This window comes from Abyssibius alkaniclasticus (genome assembly GCF_020447305.1).
Lineage (GTDB): Bacteria > Pseudomonadota > Alphaproteobacteria > Rhodobacterales > Rhodobacteraceae > Abyssibius > Abyssibius alkaniclasticus.
Genome location: NZ_CP095732.1, coordinates 2,179,578 through 2,194,623, shown reverse-complemented (window position 1 = coordinate 2,194,623; position 15,046 = coordinate 2,179,578). Strand labels below are relative to the sequence as shown.

14 protein-coding genes are annotated in these 15,046 nt (G+C 60.1%); 10 read left to right on the top strand and 4 right to left on the bottom strand.

Going from position 1 to position 15,046, the window contains the following annotated elements; translation table 11 throughout:
• The first annotated feature begins 152 nt into the window (after nt 1–152).
• Together LGT41_RS10990 and LGT41_RS10985 are read left to right on the top strand one after the other, a co-directional pair.
• On the top strand, nt 153–2,375 hold the full coding sequence (locus LGT41_RS10990; protein ID WP_274126929.1) for an NADP-dependent isocitrate dehydrogenase: 2,223 nt from the start codon (nt 153–155) through the stop codon (nt 2,373–2,375).
• Between the two features lie 272 nt (nt 2,376–2,647).
• Nucleotides 2,648–3,853 (top strand): NnrS family protein, encoded by a 1,206-nt coding sequence (locus LGT41_RS10985; protein WP_274126928.1) that lies wholly within the window; start codon nt 2,648–2,650, stop codon nt 3,851–3,853.
• A gap of 12 nt (nt 3,854–3,865) precedes the next feature.
• On the opposite strand, the gene LGT41_RS10980 is transcribed toward LGT41_RS10985, so the two are convergent.
• Entirely contained in the window at nt 3,866–4,504 is a 639-nt protein-coding gene (locus LGT41_RS10980; protein WP_274126927.1) for a TetR/AcrR family transcriptional regulator, read from the bottom strand.
• Nucleotides 4,505–4,585: 81 nt separating this feature from the next.
• Between LGT41_RS10980 and LGT41_RS10975 the strand changes: the two genes are divergently transcribed.
• Nucleotides 4,586–6,157 (top strand): trimethylamine methyltransferase family protein, encoded by a 1,572-nt coding sequence (locus LGT41_RS10975; protein WP_274126926.1) that lies wholly within the window; start codon nt 4,586–4,588, stop codon nt 6,155–6,157.
• An 89-nt stretch (nt 6,158–6,246) separates the two neighbouring features.
• On the opposite strand, the gene LGT41_RS10970 is transcribed toward LGT41_RS10975, so the two are convergent.
• Genes LGT41_RS10970 through LGT41_RS10960 form a run of 3 tightly spaced genes read right to left on the bottom strand, consistent with a single transcriptional unit; the run spans nt 6,247 to nt 9,031 of the window.
• Nucleotides 6,247–6,915: a GntR family transcriptional regulator gene (locus LGT41_RS10970; RefSeq protein ID WP_274126925.1), complete on the bottom strand. Its 669-nt coding sequence runs from the start codon at nt 6,913–6,915 to the stop codon at nt 6,247–6,249.
• On the bottom strand, nt 6,912–7,946 hold the full coding sequence (locus LGT41_RS10965; protein ID WP_274126924.1) for a Gfo/Idh/MocA family protein: 1,035 nt from the start codon (nt 7,944–7,946) through the stop codon (nt 6,912–6,914). The genes LGT41_RS10970 and LGT41_RS10965 overlap by 4 nt, the downstream gene beginning before the upstream one ends.
• Nucleotides 7,943–9,031, bottom strand: coding sequence for an isocitrate/isopropylmalate dehydrogenase family protein (locus tag LGT41_RS10960; RefSeq protein WP_274126923.1), 1,089 nt, complete (start codon nt 9,029–9,031; stop codon nt 7,943–7,945). Before LGT41_RS10960 ends, LGT41_RS10965 begins: the two co-directional genes overlap by 4 nt.
• Before the next feature lie 127 nt (nt 9,032–9,158).
• Between LGT41_RS10960 and LGT41_RS10955 the strand changes: the two genes are divergently transcribed.
• The 7 genes from LGT41_RS10955 (at nt 9,159) to otnC (ending at nt 15,002) form a co-directional block, all read left to right on the top strand.
• Nucleotides 9,159–10,169: a TRAP transporter substrate-binding protein gene (locus LGT41_RS10955; RefSeq protein WP_274126922.1), complete on the top strand. Its 1,011-nt coding sequence runs from the start codon at nt 9,159–9,161 to the stop codon at nt 10,167–10,169.
• A gap of 67 nt (nt 10,170–10,236) precedes the next feature.
• Nucleotides 10,237–10,764 carry a TRAP transporter small permease gene (locus LGT41_RS10950; RefSeq protein ID WP_274126921.1) on the top strand — a complete coding sequence of 176 codons (528 nt, stop codon included), beginning with the start codon at nt 10,237–10,239 and terminating at the stop codon, nt 10,762–10,764.
• Nucleotides 10,761–12,041, top strand: coding sequence for a TRAP transporter large permease (locus LGT41_RS10945; RefSeq protein WP_274126920.1), 1,281 nt, complete (start codon nt 10,761–10,763; stop codon nt 12,039–12,041). The genes LGT41_RS10950 and LGT41_RS10945 overlap by 4 nt, the downstream gene beginning before the upstream one ends.
• Nucleotides 12,042–12,050: 9 nt before the next feature.
• Entirely contained in the window at nt 12,051–12,341 is a 291-nt protein-coding gene (locus LGT41_RS10940; RefSeq protein ID WP_274126919.1) for a putative quinol monooxygenase, read from the top strand.
• On the top strand, nt 12,338–13,135 hold the full coding sequence (locus LGT41_RS10935) for an N-acyl homoserine lactonase family protein (protein WP_274126918.1): 798 nt from the start codon (nt 12,338–12,340) through the stop codon (nt 13,133–13,135). Before LGT41_RS10940 ends, LGT41_RS10935 begins: the two co-directional genes overlap by 4 nt.
• On the top strand, nt 13,132–14,358 hold the full coding sequence (otnK, locus tag LGT41_RS10930; RefSeq protein WP_274126917.1) for a 3-oxo-tetronate kinase: 1,227 nt from the start codon (nt 13,132–13,134) through the stop codon (nt 14,356–14,358). The genes LGT41_RS10935 and otnK overlap by 4 nt, the downstream gene beginning before the upstream one ends.
• Entirely contained in the window at nt 14,355–15,002 is a 648-nt protein-coding gene (otnC, locus tag LGT41_RS10925; protein WP_274126916.1) for a 3-oxo-tetronate 4-phosphate decarboxylase, read from the top strand. The genes otnK and otnC overlap by 4 nt, the downstream gene beginning before the upstream one ends.
• Nucleotides 15,003–15,046 lie beyond the last annotated feature (44 nt).

The following is a 15,046-nucleotide window of genomic DNA, read 5'->3' as shown; positions in this document are numbered from 1 at the left end:
TGGCCGATAAAAAGGTCATAGCGCGGTTTGCCGCACGGGGGCAACTGCACAAGATCGGCGACAGGGCGCAAGCGCCGCCGTTTGGCGTTGTATTACCTTGGGTGAAGCGGCTAAACTCTGCGCGAAACCCACATAATGACAGGCAAAACAACATGGCCAACGCTACTTTCCCCGATATCGTTTACACCAAGGTCGACGAGGCACCGCAACTGGCTTCGGCCTCGCTTTTGCCGGTGATCAGCGCCTTTGCCAAGGCGGCGGGTGTATCGGTTGGCACGATGGATATTTCGCTGGCCGGGCGCATCATTTCGGCATTTCCCGAATATCTGAGCGAGACCCAGCGCCAAAGCGACGATCTTGCAGCCCTTGGTGACTGGGTGAAAACGCCCGAAGCCAATGTCATCAAACTGCCGAATATTTCGGCCAGCACCCCGCAGTTGCAAGAGGCGATTGCCGAGTTGCAGGCCCAGGGCTACGCCCTGCCCGACTATCCCGAAACGCCGGCAAATGACGATCAGCGCAGCATCCGGGCGCGCTATGATGCGGTGCGCGGCTCTGCCGTAAACCCGGTATTGCGCGAAGGCAATTCCGACCGCCGCGCCGCCAGGGCCGTGAAAAGCTATGCCCAGGCCAACCCGCATTCGATGGGCACATGGACGTCGGACAGCAAAACATATGTCGCCACGATGGGGGCGGATGATTTCCGCTCGAATGAAACCTCGATCACCATTTCAGCAGCGCAGGCGGGCGATGCCCGGATCGAGCATATTGACGGCAATGGGGCCGTGACCGTGCTGAAACGCAAGGTGAACTACCCCGCCGGAAGCGTGGTTGACGCAACCTTCATGTCGGCCAGGGCGCTGGATGCGTTTCTGGCGCGCGAAATTGCGGCCGCCAAAGACAAGGGCGTGCTGTTCTCCATCCATCTCAAAGCCACGATGATGAAGGTTTCCGACCCGATCATCTTTGGCCATGCCGTCAAAACCTTCCTGGCCCCGGTATTTGAAAAATGGGGCGCCAAGCTGGCAGCGGCCGGTGTGAACCCGAATTCGGGCCTAGCCACGCTGTATGAACGCGTTGCCACAATGGAGGATGCCGCCGGAATTCAGGCCGATATTGCCGCCACTCTGGCCGATCAGCCCCCGCTTTACATGGTCGATTCCGACAAGGGCGTGACCAACCTGCATGTGCCATCGGATGTGATCATCGACGCCTCGCTGCCCGCGCTTATCCGTGCGGGCGGCAAGGGTTGGGGGCCGGATGGCAAGGCGGCCGATGCCGCCTGCATTGTGCCCGACAGCTCTTATGCCTCGGTTTATGCCGAAAGCGTGGCCTATTTCAAGGAAACCGGCGCGCTTGACCCGGCCACGGCGGGCACGGTGCAGAATATCGGGCTGATGGCGCAAAAGGCCGAAGAATACGGAAGCCACCCCACGACCTTTGAAATGACCGCCGCTGGCACGGTTCAGATGGTGCTGGCCAATGGCGATATTGCCCATAGCCACAAGGTTGAAGCGGGCGATATCTGGCGCGCCGCCGCCACCCGCAAAGCCCCGATCGAAGACTGGGTGCGCCTGGCCATTGCCCGCCAGAAGGCCGAAGGCTGTCAGGCGGTGTTCTGGCTCGATGAAACCCGCGCGCATGATGCCGAGTTGATCAAATATGTGAAGCCGATACTGGAAGCCGAAGGCGTGGAAGACCGGTTCCAGATTCTCGCCCCGCAAAAAGCCACACGGCTGGCGCTTGAAACCATTCGCAAAGGCGAAAACCAGATCGCGATTACCGGCAATGTGTTGCGCGACTACCTTACCGACCTGTTCCCGATTCTGGAGCTTGGCACCTCGGCCAAGATGCTTTCCATCGTCAAGCTGATGCAGGGCGGCGGGCTGTTTGAAACCGGCGCGGGCGGCTCGGCCCCCAAGCATGTCGAACAATTGGTGGCCGAAAACCATTTGCGCTGGGATTCGCTGGGCGAGTTCTGCGCGCTGGGCGAAAGCCTGCAATTCCTGGCCGATGCCAAGGGCAATGCCAAGGCCGGTGTGCTTGGCCGCGCGGTGGATGCCGCCACCAGGGGCATTCTGGACAATGGCAAATCGCCGGGCCGCAAGCTGGGCCAGCCCGATAACCGCGACAGCCATTTCTACTTTGCGCTTTACTGGGCACAGGCGCTGGCCACACAGGCGGACGATGCGGAAATAGCCGCGCATTTCGCGCCCATCGCCCAGGCGCTTGCCAAGAATGAGGCCAAAATTACCGCTGAATTTGCAGCCGCAAGGGGCAAACCCGCCGATCTGGGCGGCTATTACAACACCAACCCGGCGAAAACCACCACCGTCATGCGCCCCTCGGAAAGCTTCAACCGGATTATCGGATAGGCAGGCTTGCAAACAGGCCGCGCCTGCAAAAAGGCGCGGCCTTTCCATTTTCAAACCCGGCACCTGCCTCGGGCCGATGCGCACAAGGCGCAGGGTCGGTTGATTTGCATCAAGTCGCCGCCACGAATTTGCATCTAGACTGGCCTATCGGCCCCTGCTCAAGTGTGTGGCCCTGTTGGGGTTACATGGCCGGGCACCAAATGTTTTGCACCGCCAACACAGGAAGGTCGGCTCACCCCGCGCCCTTTCGCGCAATTCCAAAAGGACACCCGATGACCACGTCTGCCGAAAAAATCCGCGCCTGGACTGGCCCGACGATTCTCAGCTTCGGGTTCCGCCCGTTCTTTCTGCTGGGTGCAATCTGGGCGGCGCTGGCAATGGTGATCTGGGTTTTCATGCTGGCGGGAGCAAATGTTCTGCCAACCGCCTTTGATTCGGTTTCCTGGCACGCGCATGAATTTCTGTTCGGCTATCTGGGTGCCGTGCTGGCCGGGTTTCTGCTGACCGCCGTGCCAAACTGGACAGGGCGTTTGCCGATTGTCGGCTGGCCGCTGGCCGGGCTGGTGGGGCTGTGGGTTGCCGGGCGGGTGGCTGTGGCCATATCCGCGCTTGTGCCCTGGTGGGCAGTCATGGCGGTCGACACTGGCTTTCTGCTTGTGCTGGCCCTTGTGCTGGGGCGCGAAATCATTGCTGGTAGAAACTGGCGTAACCTGGTGGTTCTGCTGCTGGTGCTAGGCATGGCGCTGGCCAATGCGCTTTACCATCTGGATGCCGCCGGGGGCGGTTTTGCTGCGGGTGGCATTGGCTTGCGCATCGGGCTTGGCGCGGCGGTGTTTCTGATCGCCCTGATCGGCGGGCGCATCGTGCCGAGCTTCACGCGCAACTGGCTGGCCCAGCGCCGCAGCCCGGTATTGCCGGTGCCTTTCAACCGGGCCGACCGGGCCGTTCTGGCGCTGACACTTGTTTCCCTGCTCGTCTGGATCATCTGGCCCGCCGCAAACCTGACCGCTGTTTTTGGCGCGCTGGCCGCCCTTGCGCATTTCTGGCGGATGTCACGCTGGGCAGGCTACCATACCGGGGCCGAGGCGCTGGTCTGGGTGCTTCATGCAGGCTATGCCTTCATTCCGCTTGGCTTCTTGTCCATCTCTATGGGCGCCCTTCTGCCCGGCATGGCGGCCGCGGCGGAACATGTCTGGATGGCCGGGGGAATTGGCTTGATGACATTGGCTGTCATGACCCGCGCCAGCCTTGGACATGCTGGCAAACCGCTCCATGCCTCAAGACCTGTCACCGTGCTTTACCTTGCGCTGATCGTGTCGGTTCTGGCACGGTTTGCCGCCGGTGGCCTGCCCGAACAGGCCTGGCTTTTGCATGTGGCAGCCGGGGCGTGGATTGCGGCATTTGCAGGATTTGCGGTGCTTTACTGGCCCATCCTGACGCGCCCGAAAACGGCCCAACGCCGCCCGTCGCACGCTTGAATCCTGAACAGCTTATGGCCTGTTCATTCCCGCACGGTCAAGGTGACGGGCCATGAAGCGTTGAATATCGGCCCTTGTAGGTGTTTGGCCCGTAAACACCTCGACATAATCGGGCATCCGGGCAAGGCGCTGCGCGCGGCTTTCGCTGACCTGCATCGAAAAATAGCCGATCTGCGTGTAAATCATCGTCAAGGCGCGCACGTCTGCGGCGCTTTCACCATAACCATGCCGCAGAAACATCCCCACGATCGCCGCTTTGCGCCGCGCGTCAGATTGCGCAAGCCGGGCCTGCAATGCCGGATCGTTGCGCGCCCAGTTGCGAATGGCCAGATCTAGCCGCGAGTCAAACAGCGCATCATCCAGCCAGCAATCGAACAGGTTGAACACCGCTTCGCAAATACTGTCGGCATAGGCGTTGCAGCGCGCCACAAGTATGCCGGTATTCTTGGCTTCCCAATGGCCGATCATCGCTTCAAGCAGCGCGTCGCGGTCTTTGAAATGCCAGTAAAATCCGCTGCGCGTCAGCCCCAGCCGCTTGGCCAGCGGCATGATCTTCACCGCCTCGACCCCGCTTTCGGTCAGCACATCATAGGCCGCTTTCAGCCAGGCAGCCTCGGTGGTGCGCGGGTCGGTCATATCGATCTGGTTCATCCGCTGGTTATGCAATCTATTGACAGGTGTGTCAATTGAGATGACAATTGTGTTGGTTCACCCAAATCGAAAGGCTGTTGCATGGCTGAAGCGGTTAGCGAAAGCGGAAGGTCGCGCAGGCGCGGGCGCGGTGGAACCGAGGCGCGCAGCGGTGTGCCGGGGCAAAACCCGCATCTGGAAGTGCCTTTTATTACGCGCGGCATTCCCACCTATGACCTGGCCAGCGAAGAAAGCCTTGTCCGCATCGAGGCGGGGGCAGACCGGATTTTAGCCGAGATCGGCATCGAGTTTCGGGATGACCCTGAAACCGTGCAACTGTTCCGCGCCGCCGGCGGCGAGGTGACGGCGCTGACCGGCGAAAGCTGGAATATCAGGTTTGCACCGGGGATGATCCGCGAAATCTTGCGCACCGCCCCTGCCCGCTTTACCCAATATGCCCGCAACCCGGCGCGTTCGGTTGAAATTGGCGGCGATGCGGTGGTTTTCGCGCCCTCCTACGGTTCGCCCTTTGTGATGGATCTGGACAGGGGCCGCCGCTATGGCACGATCGAGGATTTTCGCAACTTCATCAAACTGGGCCAGTCAAGCCCGTGGCTGCACCATTCCGGCGGCACGATTTGCGAGCCGACCGATGTGCCGGTCAACAAGCGGCACCTGGATATGGTGCTGTCGCATATCCTCTATTCCGACCGCGCCTTTCTGGGCTCGATCACCGCGCCGGAGCGGGCCGAAGACAGTATCGAAATGTGCCGCATTCTGTTTGGCGCTGATTTTGTGGCCGAAAACTGCGTGATCATGGGGAATTTCAACACCACCTCGCCCTTGGTGCTGGACGGAGTCACCACAAGGGGCATTCGCGCCTATGCGGCTGCGGGGCAAGGCTCTATCCATCTGCCGTTCCTGTTGGGGGGCGCGGTTTCGCCGCTGACAATCGCCGGGTCGGTTGCGCAATGTCTGGCCGAAAGCATGGTATCATGCGCGCTCACACAACTTGTGCGGCCCGGCGCACCGGCGATTCTGGCCTCGTTCCTGTCCTCCATGTCGCTGCGCTCGGGCTCACCCACTTTTGGCACGCCGGAACCGGCGCTTGGCTCGCTTGTCATGGGGCAGTTGGCGCGCCGGCTGAACATGCCGCTGCGCTGCGCGGGCAATTTCAGCACCTCGAAGCTACCCGATGCGCAGGCCATGCAGCAAAGCATGATGTCGATGATGTCAGCCGTGCAGAGCGGGGCCAATTACGTGCTGCATTCGGCGGGGTTTCTCGATGGGTTGCTGTCGATGTCCTACGAAAAATTCATGCTCGACACCGACCTGTGCGGCGCCTTGCACAGCTATTTGCGTGGTGTCGAGGTCAGCGACGATACGCTTGGTTTCGAGGCGCTGGCCGAAAAGGGGCCGGGCGCGCATTTGTTCGGCACGGCCCATACGCTGCGCCATTACAAAACCGCCTATTACGACAGCGCGCTGGACGATAACCAGCCTTGGGAAACATGGGATGAACAGGGCGGGATCGATGCGGCAAGCCGCGCGAATACGCGCTGGAAATCCACTTTGGCCGCCTATGAACCCCCCGCGATTGACCAAGCCATCAGCACGGCGTTGCATGAATTTGTTGCCAGAAAAAAAGCCGCAACCCCGGATGCCTGGTATTGAACGGGCCTGGGAGTGTGCGGGCCCAGTCTGGGGCCGGTTTGCTGGCAGACGCAAGGCAAAAGGGCGATATCATGCGCCAATAAACGCCGCTAAACCTGGTTGAGGTTCATCTTTTGCAAAAGCCCGATCAGCATTTGCTTGGCCTGCTGGCGGTGGGTTTTGTGAATGCTGCGCGCCGCTTCAAAATCGCCATTGGCGATGGCTTCCAGCACATTGCGGTGGTCCTTGTTGGATTTCTGCGGCACCGGGCGCATGAACAGGGTCATAAGGCGCACGCGGCGCACCTGGTCCGACATCATGGCAACAATGGCTGAAACCCGTGAATTGCGCCCCAGCCGCACCAGTTCGGCATGGAAACGGTCATCGGCATCCGCCCAGCCATGCAGATCGCCCGCATCAATGGCGGCATCCATATCGTTGATCGCCGCCTCTAACGCCGCAAGGTCTTTGGCGGAATAGCCCTGCTTGGCGGCCTGTTCCGCAGCAAGGCTTTCAAGCTCGGTCAGCACATCATAGATTTCGCCCATATCGGCAACAGAAACCGGCAGAATGCGCACACCCTTGCGTTGGCGCAATTCTAACAGCCCCTGCCCTTCAAGAATAAGCGCCGCTTCGCGCACGGGTGTGCGCGACATGCCAAACCGTTCCGCCAGCTCAACTTCCAAATGGTTGGAGCCGGCCGCAAGCTCGCCCGAAAAGATGAGCGAGCGAATTGCCTGCACGGCTTTTTGGGTGTTGGACAATGGCTTATCGCTCACATGCTCTCCAGCTTCAGCTTGCGGCCCTCGCGCGCCGATCTGTAGATCGCGTCTTCGATGCGCATAACCGACAGATAGTCTTGCGCGGTGTTTTCAAGCGCCGTTCCATCGAGTAGAGCCTTTACAACATGGCTTTGCAAGGCGTGAACGCAGTCACCGCCAAACCCCTGCCATGTGCTGGCGGGCAACAACATGGCCGTGCTGGTGCTGCCGAATGCGCGGTGAAACACCGACCCGTCACCGCATAGGCCAAGCGTGCCTTCATCGCCCTCAACCAAAGCCTCGCCCATTGTGCAGCGCAGATTGTCGGCCGCATGGTCAAGATGGCGGTTGCCGTCAAACAGCGCGCGCGCACCATTTTCGTGTTCAAACAGGATATAGCCAGCATCTTCGCCCGCGATGGCAGGGTTCAGGCGGCGCAAATCGGCATAAACCGAAAGCGGCTCACCCAGAAGGTAACGGAAGGTATCCACCCAATGCACCGCCGTTTCATGCACCAAAAACCGCTCCATACGCTGAAAATACGGCTGCCTGTCTAGATAGGCGCGCGGCCCCTGCCCATCGCCGGGGCGCAGCCGGAAGGTCAGCTGTTGCACGCTGCCGATCAGCCCGTCATCCAGCGCGCGCCTGATATGCCGATACCAGGGCTGAAAGCGAAAGTTTTCATGCACGACAATTGTCACACCCGCCGCAGCGGCCTCGTCGGCAATGCTCTGTGCCTCGGCCAAAGATGTGCAAAAGGGTTTTTGGCAGATGATTGCCCTTATGCCCTGTGCGATTGCCGTGCGAATAGCCGTGGCATGGGCAACGGGCGGCAGGATGATGTCCAGCAAATCGGGCTGATGACGGCGCAGCATTTCGCCAAGGTCGCTATAGGCCGGCACGCCCTTTTCAGCCAGTTTGCCAATGTCGCGGTTACAGGCTGCAACAAGCTGCGCCCGCGCCATGCGCGCCCAGCTTTCATAGTGGAACTGGCTGAAATAGCCCGCGCCAAGGCAGGCGACGCGCAAGGGGTCTTGGGCCAATGTCACAGGCTCAACGCCTCCTGCACGGCGGCGGCGGCGGCAATCGTGCCCGCCGTGCCCCCCAGATCGCGGGTCAGGGCGCGCTGCTCGGCAACAACGGTTTCAACGGCGATGCGCAGCCGCGCGCCATCGTCAACCAATGCCCGGTTGTCATGCTTGATGCCAAGCCAATCCAGCATCATCGCGGCGGACAGAATCATCGCCAGCGGGTTGGCAACGCCCTGCCCGGCAATATCGGGGGCCGAACCGTGGCAGGGCTGAAACAGCGCGTGTTCAAGCCCGATATCGGCCGAAGGGGCAAGCCCAAGCCCGCCCATAAGCCCGGCCCCCAAATCTGACAAGATATCGCCAAACATGTTTTCGGTGACCAGCACATCAAACTCCCACGGTTTTTGCACCATCCAAAGCGCGGTGGCATCAACATAGGCGTGATCGGCGCTCAGGTCCGGATGTTTTTTGGCTTCTTCATCAAAAATCTGCCTGAAAAACGCAAAGGCCCGGAAGACATTGGCCTTGTCAACACAGGTAACACGCCCGCGCCCGCGCCCGTTTTCCTTGCGGGTTCTTGCCAGCGCAAAGGCAAAGCGGAACAGTTTTTCCGAAATGTCGCGGGTGATCAGCAGCGTTTCACGCGCTTCGGTGGCGCTGACCTCGCCCCGGCCCTGGGTATGAAACAGCCCTTCGGTGCTTTCGCGCAGCAACACGAAATCTATCTCCTTGCCGGCGGGCATGTTCAGCGGGCTGCGCTGATCCTTGCGCACGGTCACCGGGCGCACGCCCGCAAACAGCACCAGAATTTTGCGCAGGTCGATCTGGGGCGAAATTTCGGTGCCATCGGCATAGCGCACATCGGGCAAACCCATAGCCGACAGCAAGATCGCATCGGCCTTTCTGGCAATTTCCAGCGAGCCCGCCGGAAGTGATTCGCCTGTTTCGCGGTAATGCGCGGCACCCGCGGGCGCATCATGAAAATGCAGCCCATAGCCTTCGGACTTTTGCGCCAGTTTTTGCAGGATATCGAGCGTTGGGCCCATGATTTCAGGGCCGATCCCGTCACCCTGGAACACCGCAATTTCAAATTTCTGCTTCATATACGGGCCGGTCCTTTGATCATTTTTTACAGGAATTTCCGATTGCATGAATCGAAAGTTGACAACGCATTCTTTAACGCATACGTAAATAAATGCAATATACATTCATGCTCTCTGGGAGGGGACAATGACCACAAGACTCGTAAAATTCGCCCGCATGGGCGCAGCGGTTGCGGCAATCAGCCTTGCTGCCGGTGCAATGCAGGCACAGACCATTCTGAAATTCAGCCATACCGACAACCCTGGCGGCTCGCGTGATCAGGCCGCGCAGGTTTTCGCCGATCTCGTTTCAGAATATACCGAAGGGCGCTATGAGGTGCGCATCTTCCCGGCCGGCCAGCTTGGCAATGACCCAAAGGCCATAGAGCAATTGCAGCTTGGCGGTGTGGATTTCACCGTATCGGCCACGGGCTCTTATGCCACGCATCTGCCCTCGCTCAACCTGACAGCCATGCCGTTTCTGGTGGACAGCTACGAGCAGGGTTGGGAATTTTATGACAATTCAGACTGGTTGCAGGGCGAATTCGCCAAACTGCCCGAGGTTGGCTTCCGCGTTCTGGCCACATGGGAGGCCGGGTTCCGCAGCTTTACGACAACCTTTCCGCTCAATTCTCCGGCCGATGCCTCGGGCCGCAAGATGCGCGTTTTCCCGAATGACATGATCCGCTGGACGATGGAAGCCATCGGGTTTCAGACCGTGGTCATGCCAGTCACCGATGTGTATCTGGCCATTCAGCAAGGCACGGTCGACGGGCAGGAAAACCCGGTTGATACCATCGTTTCGCTGAAATTTGCCGAGGTGGCGCCGAATGTGACGCTGACGCGCCATGTCTATTCGCCCCTGCCGCTGACCATTGCCGAAGCGACATGGCAGAGCTTTTCGGAAGCTGATCAGGCCGCAGTGCTGCGGGCTGCCGCCGAATCTTCGGCCTTCAGCCGCGATCTGGTGCGCAATTCCGAAGCCGCGCAGCTTGAGCAGCTTGCCGCAAACGGCGCCACCATCATCACCCCCGAGATTGGCCCGTTCCGCGATGCTGTCGCAAGCGTCTATGACCAGGCGCGCGGTGTTTATGGCGATCAGGTAGACGAAGTGCTGGCCGCGGCCGCCGCAATTCGTGAAGCGATGCCCGTCGAATAAACCAACGACATCCAAAGCCGGGGGCGCAGGCATTGCGCCCCCTGATCGAAGTCTCATACAGGCACGCATGATGGATTTCCGCCCCTACTACCCTTTGCCCTTGCGCGTGCTTTCGCGCTGCATCGATGCGCTTCTGGCCCTTGGTGGCCTGTCCATTCTCATCCTCGTTTTTGCAAATGCCACGCTTCGCGGCTTTGCCGGGTTCGATCTGGCCTGGTCGCTTGAGGCAACGGCGTTTCTGCTGCTCTGGACAACCTTTTTGGGCTGTGCGGCGGCAATGGCGCGCGGCGCGCATATGCGGGTGACCGAAATCACCCAGGCAATGTTTGCGCCGCGCGCCTTGCACTGGCTTGAAATGCTCATCAATCTTGCCATCGTCATTCTGCTTGTATCGCTCATTGATCGCGGCATCGGCATCAGCGAACATACCTGGCGGCAGAAAACCACGGTTCTTTATTGGCCGGTCGGGCTGCTCTATGCCTCGATGCCCGTTGGCATGTTCATCACCCTCATCTTTCATCTGTTCAACTCATGGCTTGGATTGCGCGGCACCGGCCCAGCCCAACCCACGCAAACGCCAAAGGCCACATCATGATTTTGCTGTTTGTTGTTTTCGTTTTTCTGGCAACGGTCTTTCTGGGCGTGCCGCTGGTCTGGGCCATTCTGCTTTCGGCGGTTCTGCCAATTCTGGTGTTCGACCTTGGCTATCCGCTTCAGGCGCTTTACCTCAACTTCATTGGCGGGGTTGAACCGAACCACTTCATCGCCATCCCGCTGTTCATTGTTGCGGGCGAGTTGATGAGCCGGGGCGGCGTTGGCGCGCGCATCATCACCTTTTCGCGCGCATTGCTGGGCTTCATGCCCGGCGGGCTTGGCATGGTGGTTGTGGGTGCTTCCATGATATTCGGCGGCATTTCCGGCTCGGCCATTGCCGATAGCGCGGCAATCGGCTCGGTCATGATCAAGAATATGGCCAAACAAGGCTATAAACCCGCCTTTGCCGCCGGTCTTGTGGCTGCGGCCGGCACGATCGGCATTATCATCCCGCCCTCGATTCCGCTGCTCATTTACGGGTTTGTTGCGGGCGTTTCCGTAAAAGACCTGTTCTTGGCGGGCACGGTGCCGGGCATTCTGTTCGGGCTTTTATTCATGATCGTGTGCTACCGCGTCGGCAAATCCAGCGGCTGCGACGCCGGCGGGCAGAAAACCCATTGGCCAACGCTTGGCCGCTCGTTCTTGGCCACCGCCCCGGCCCTGTTCATGCCCGTTCTTATTCTGGGCGGCATATTCTCGGGCTTTGTAACGCCAACCGAAGCCGCCGCGCTTGCCGTTGTCTACGGGTTGTTTGTCACGATGTTCGTCTATCGTGACTTTCATTTGCGCGACCTGCCGTCGCTGATGATCGACGCGTTTGTGACCTCGGCCATTGTGATGGCGGTTATCGGTGCCACCAGTGTGCTGGGCTGGCTGATTACGCTGGAGCAGATGCCCTCGATTCTGGTCGGCGCGGTGCAGGAACTCTCCTCCTCGCCCTGGGTGTTTTTGCTGCTGGTCAATGTTGTCATGCTGGTGCTTGGCCTTGTGCTGGACCCGGTTCCCGCCATTTTGCTGACGGCGCCGCTATTCCTGCCGACAGCGCAAAGCTTTGGCGTTGATCCCGTGCATCTGGGTGTGGTGATGACCTGCAATGTTGCCATCGGCCTGTTCACACCGCCGGTTGGCGCAACGCTTTATGTGGCCAGCCGCATATCGGGGGTTGGCGTGCTGAGCATTGCGCGGTCTATGGCATCGCTTTACGGGGCGGCTATACTGGCGCTTGCGCTTGTCACCTATATTCCCGCAATTTCCATGACGCTTGTGCGCATGTTCTAGGAAGCCGAGATGTTTGTTGTTACCGTCAAATTCACACTTCACCCCGGCATGACGGGCGAGTTCATGCCGCTGATGCAGCAAAACGCCGCACAATCGCTGGCCGACGAGCCCGGCTGCCAGCAGTTTGATATCTGCTGCGATGAGGCGCGGCCCTACGAGGTGTTTCTTTACGAGGTCTACACCAGCCGCGCCGCCTTTGATGACCATCTCGCCTCGGCGCATTTCAAGGCGTTTGATGCGGCCGTGTCTGCGATGATCCTGAGCAAGGATGTGGCCACCTACCGGCAGGTTTTGCAATGAGCGACTGGGAGGTTTTCGCCCTGAAATATGCCGACCGGAACGCCCGCACCCGGCGCGACAGCTTCATATTCGACGACAATCATGACGCGCCACATGCGATGGATTACTTCATTTGGCTGCTGCGTCGCGGCGATGAGGTGATCTTGGTGGATACCGGCTATGATGCAGCCGAGGCAACTGCGCGCGACCGCCCCATCCGCATTGACCCCGGCGCAGCACTCGCACCACTTGGGCTAAAGCCATCGGATATTACCAGGCTCATCGTCACCCATCTGCATTATGACCATGCGGGCGGGCTGCACTTATTTGAGAATGCAACGCTGCATATGCAGGCCGCCGAAATGGCCTTTGCCACTGGCCCCTGCATGTGCCACGACACGCTGAAAATGCCCTACTCGGCCAGCCATATCTGCGAAGCCGTGCGCAGGCTCTTTGCCGGCAAGGTTGTGTTTTACGATGGCGATGCCGAGATTGCCGAGGGCGTAACCGTGCATTGCATTGGCGGGCATTCGCGCGGCTTGCAGGCGGTGCGCGTGCGCACAAGGGCGGGCTGGATGGTGCTGGCCTCGGATGCGGCGCATTTTTACGAAAACCTGTGGGCGGCCAAACCCTTCCCGATTGTCGTCGACCTTGAAAACATGCTTGCCGGGTTTGAAACGCTCAAAAAACTTGCCTCAAAACCCGATCTCATCATTCCGGGGCATGACCCGCTTGTGCGCCGCTATTTTGCCCAAGACAAAGCGGCGCATATTTCCCGGCTGGACCCCGGCCCGGTGCAAAAGGTTCTGATGTGAAACTGGGCGTTATTGCAGATGATTTTACCGGTGCATCCGATATTGCCCTGACATTGGCCGAGGCGGGCTTTCGTGTGGCGCAGTTTATCGGCCCGCAAAGCAGCGCGAGCGACCCTTCGCTTGATGCGGGCGTTGTGGCGCTGAAAACCCGCACCTGCCCCGCCAAAGAGGCGGTGGCCCAGTCGCTTGCGGCCTGTCGATGGTTGCGCGCGCAGGGGGCGGGGCAGATCATCTTCAAGGTCTGTTCGACCTTTGACAGCACGCCAAAGGGCAATATCGGCCCCGTGCTGGATGCGCTGGCCGCAGAATTGGGGGTGACACAATCGCTGGTCTGCCCGGCCTTCCCCGAAAATGGCCGCGCGGTCTATATGGGCCATCTGTTTGTGCATGACCGCTTGCTGAATGAAAGCGGAATGCAGAACCACCCGCTGACCCCTATGACCGACCCGGATTTGCGGCGCATTCTGGCGGCGCAAACCAGGGCCAAAATCGGCCATATCCCGGTGCAAACCGTGCAAGACGGGGCGGCGGCAATAACCGCGGCGCTGGCTGGAATGACTGGCCATGTCATTCTGGATGCGATTGCCGATGGTGACTTGCTGGCCATAGGTGCCGCGGCCAGGCACAGCCCGCTGCTTTGCGGCGGCTCCGGCATTGCGCTGGGGCTTCCGGCCAATTACGGCGCAAAACCTGCACCCCCAGACTGGCGCGCGGTGCGCGGGCCGGGTGTTGTGCTTTCAGGCTCGTGCAGCCGGGCGACGCGCGCGCAGGTTGCGGCCTACAAGGCGCTCGCGCCATCTTGTGAAATTGATGTCAACGCGGTGCTGAAGGCGCAGGTGAAACCGGAAGCGGTTGCGGAATGGGTGCGCGCGCAGTCGCTTGCCCCGCTGGTCTATTCCTCGGCCGACCCTGAAATTGTTGCCGCCGCGCAGCAAGAACATGGCCGCGACCGGGCCGCCACGGCCATTGAAACCTTCTTTGCCACCCTTGCAGCACATTTGCACAGGCAGGGCACGCGCCGGTTTGTTGTTGCAGGGGGCGAAACCTCGGGGGCTGTCGTGGCGGGGCTTGGCATAGATGCGCTGGATATTGGCCCGAAACTCGCCGCGGGCGTGCCGCTGCTGCGCACAAATGGCGGCATGGCGCTGGCGCTGAAATCGGGTAACTTTGGCGCTCGGGACTTTTTCCAGATGGCCCTGCACCGCATGGAACAAACAGGATGAGCGAAGCTGCGCGCGCGCGCGAAGATATCTGCCGCATCGCCAAATCGCTGTTCGCGCGCGGGCTGACCTGTGGCGCATCGGGCAATATCTCGCTGCGGCTGAGCGATGGTTCGCTGCTGATGACCCCGACGGGCAGTTCAATGGGCTTTCTCGACCCGGCCCGGCTGAGCCATCTGGATGCGGACATGAACCATGTGTCAGGTGATGCGCCAACCAAGGAAATTCCGCTTCACGCCGCTTTTTACGAAACCCGCCAGCAAACCGGCGCAGTCGTGCATTTGCATTCAACCCATTCGGTTGCGCTTTCAATGCTCAAATCCACCGACCCGGATGATGCCCTGCCCAGGCTTACACCCTATGCGATCATGCGGTTGGGCAAGGTCAGGCTACTGCCGTTCTTTGTGCCGGGCGACCCTGCAATGGGGGCGGCTTTGCGCGGGCTTGCCGGCAAGCATTCTGCGGTTTTGCTTGCCAATCATGGGCCGGTCGTGGCCGGAAAAGATGTATGGGCGGCCACTTATGCCATTGAAGAGCTTGAAGAAACCGCAAAACTGGCGCTGATGCTAAGGGGCCATGATTTTGCGGCACTGGACAATGAGCATGTAGAGCAGATCGTCGCGCGCTTCAATCTGGACTGGCCATAGCCGCAATTCCGCTGCGCGAAACCTGGCGCGGCCAACATGATTTT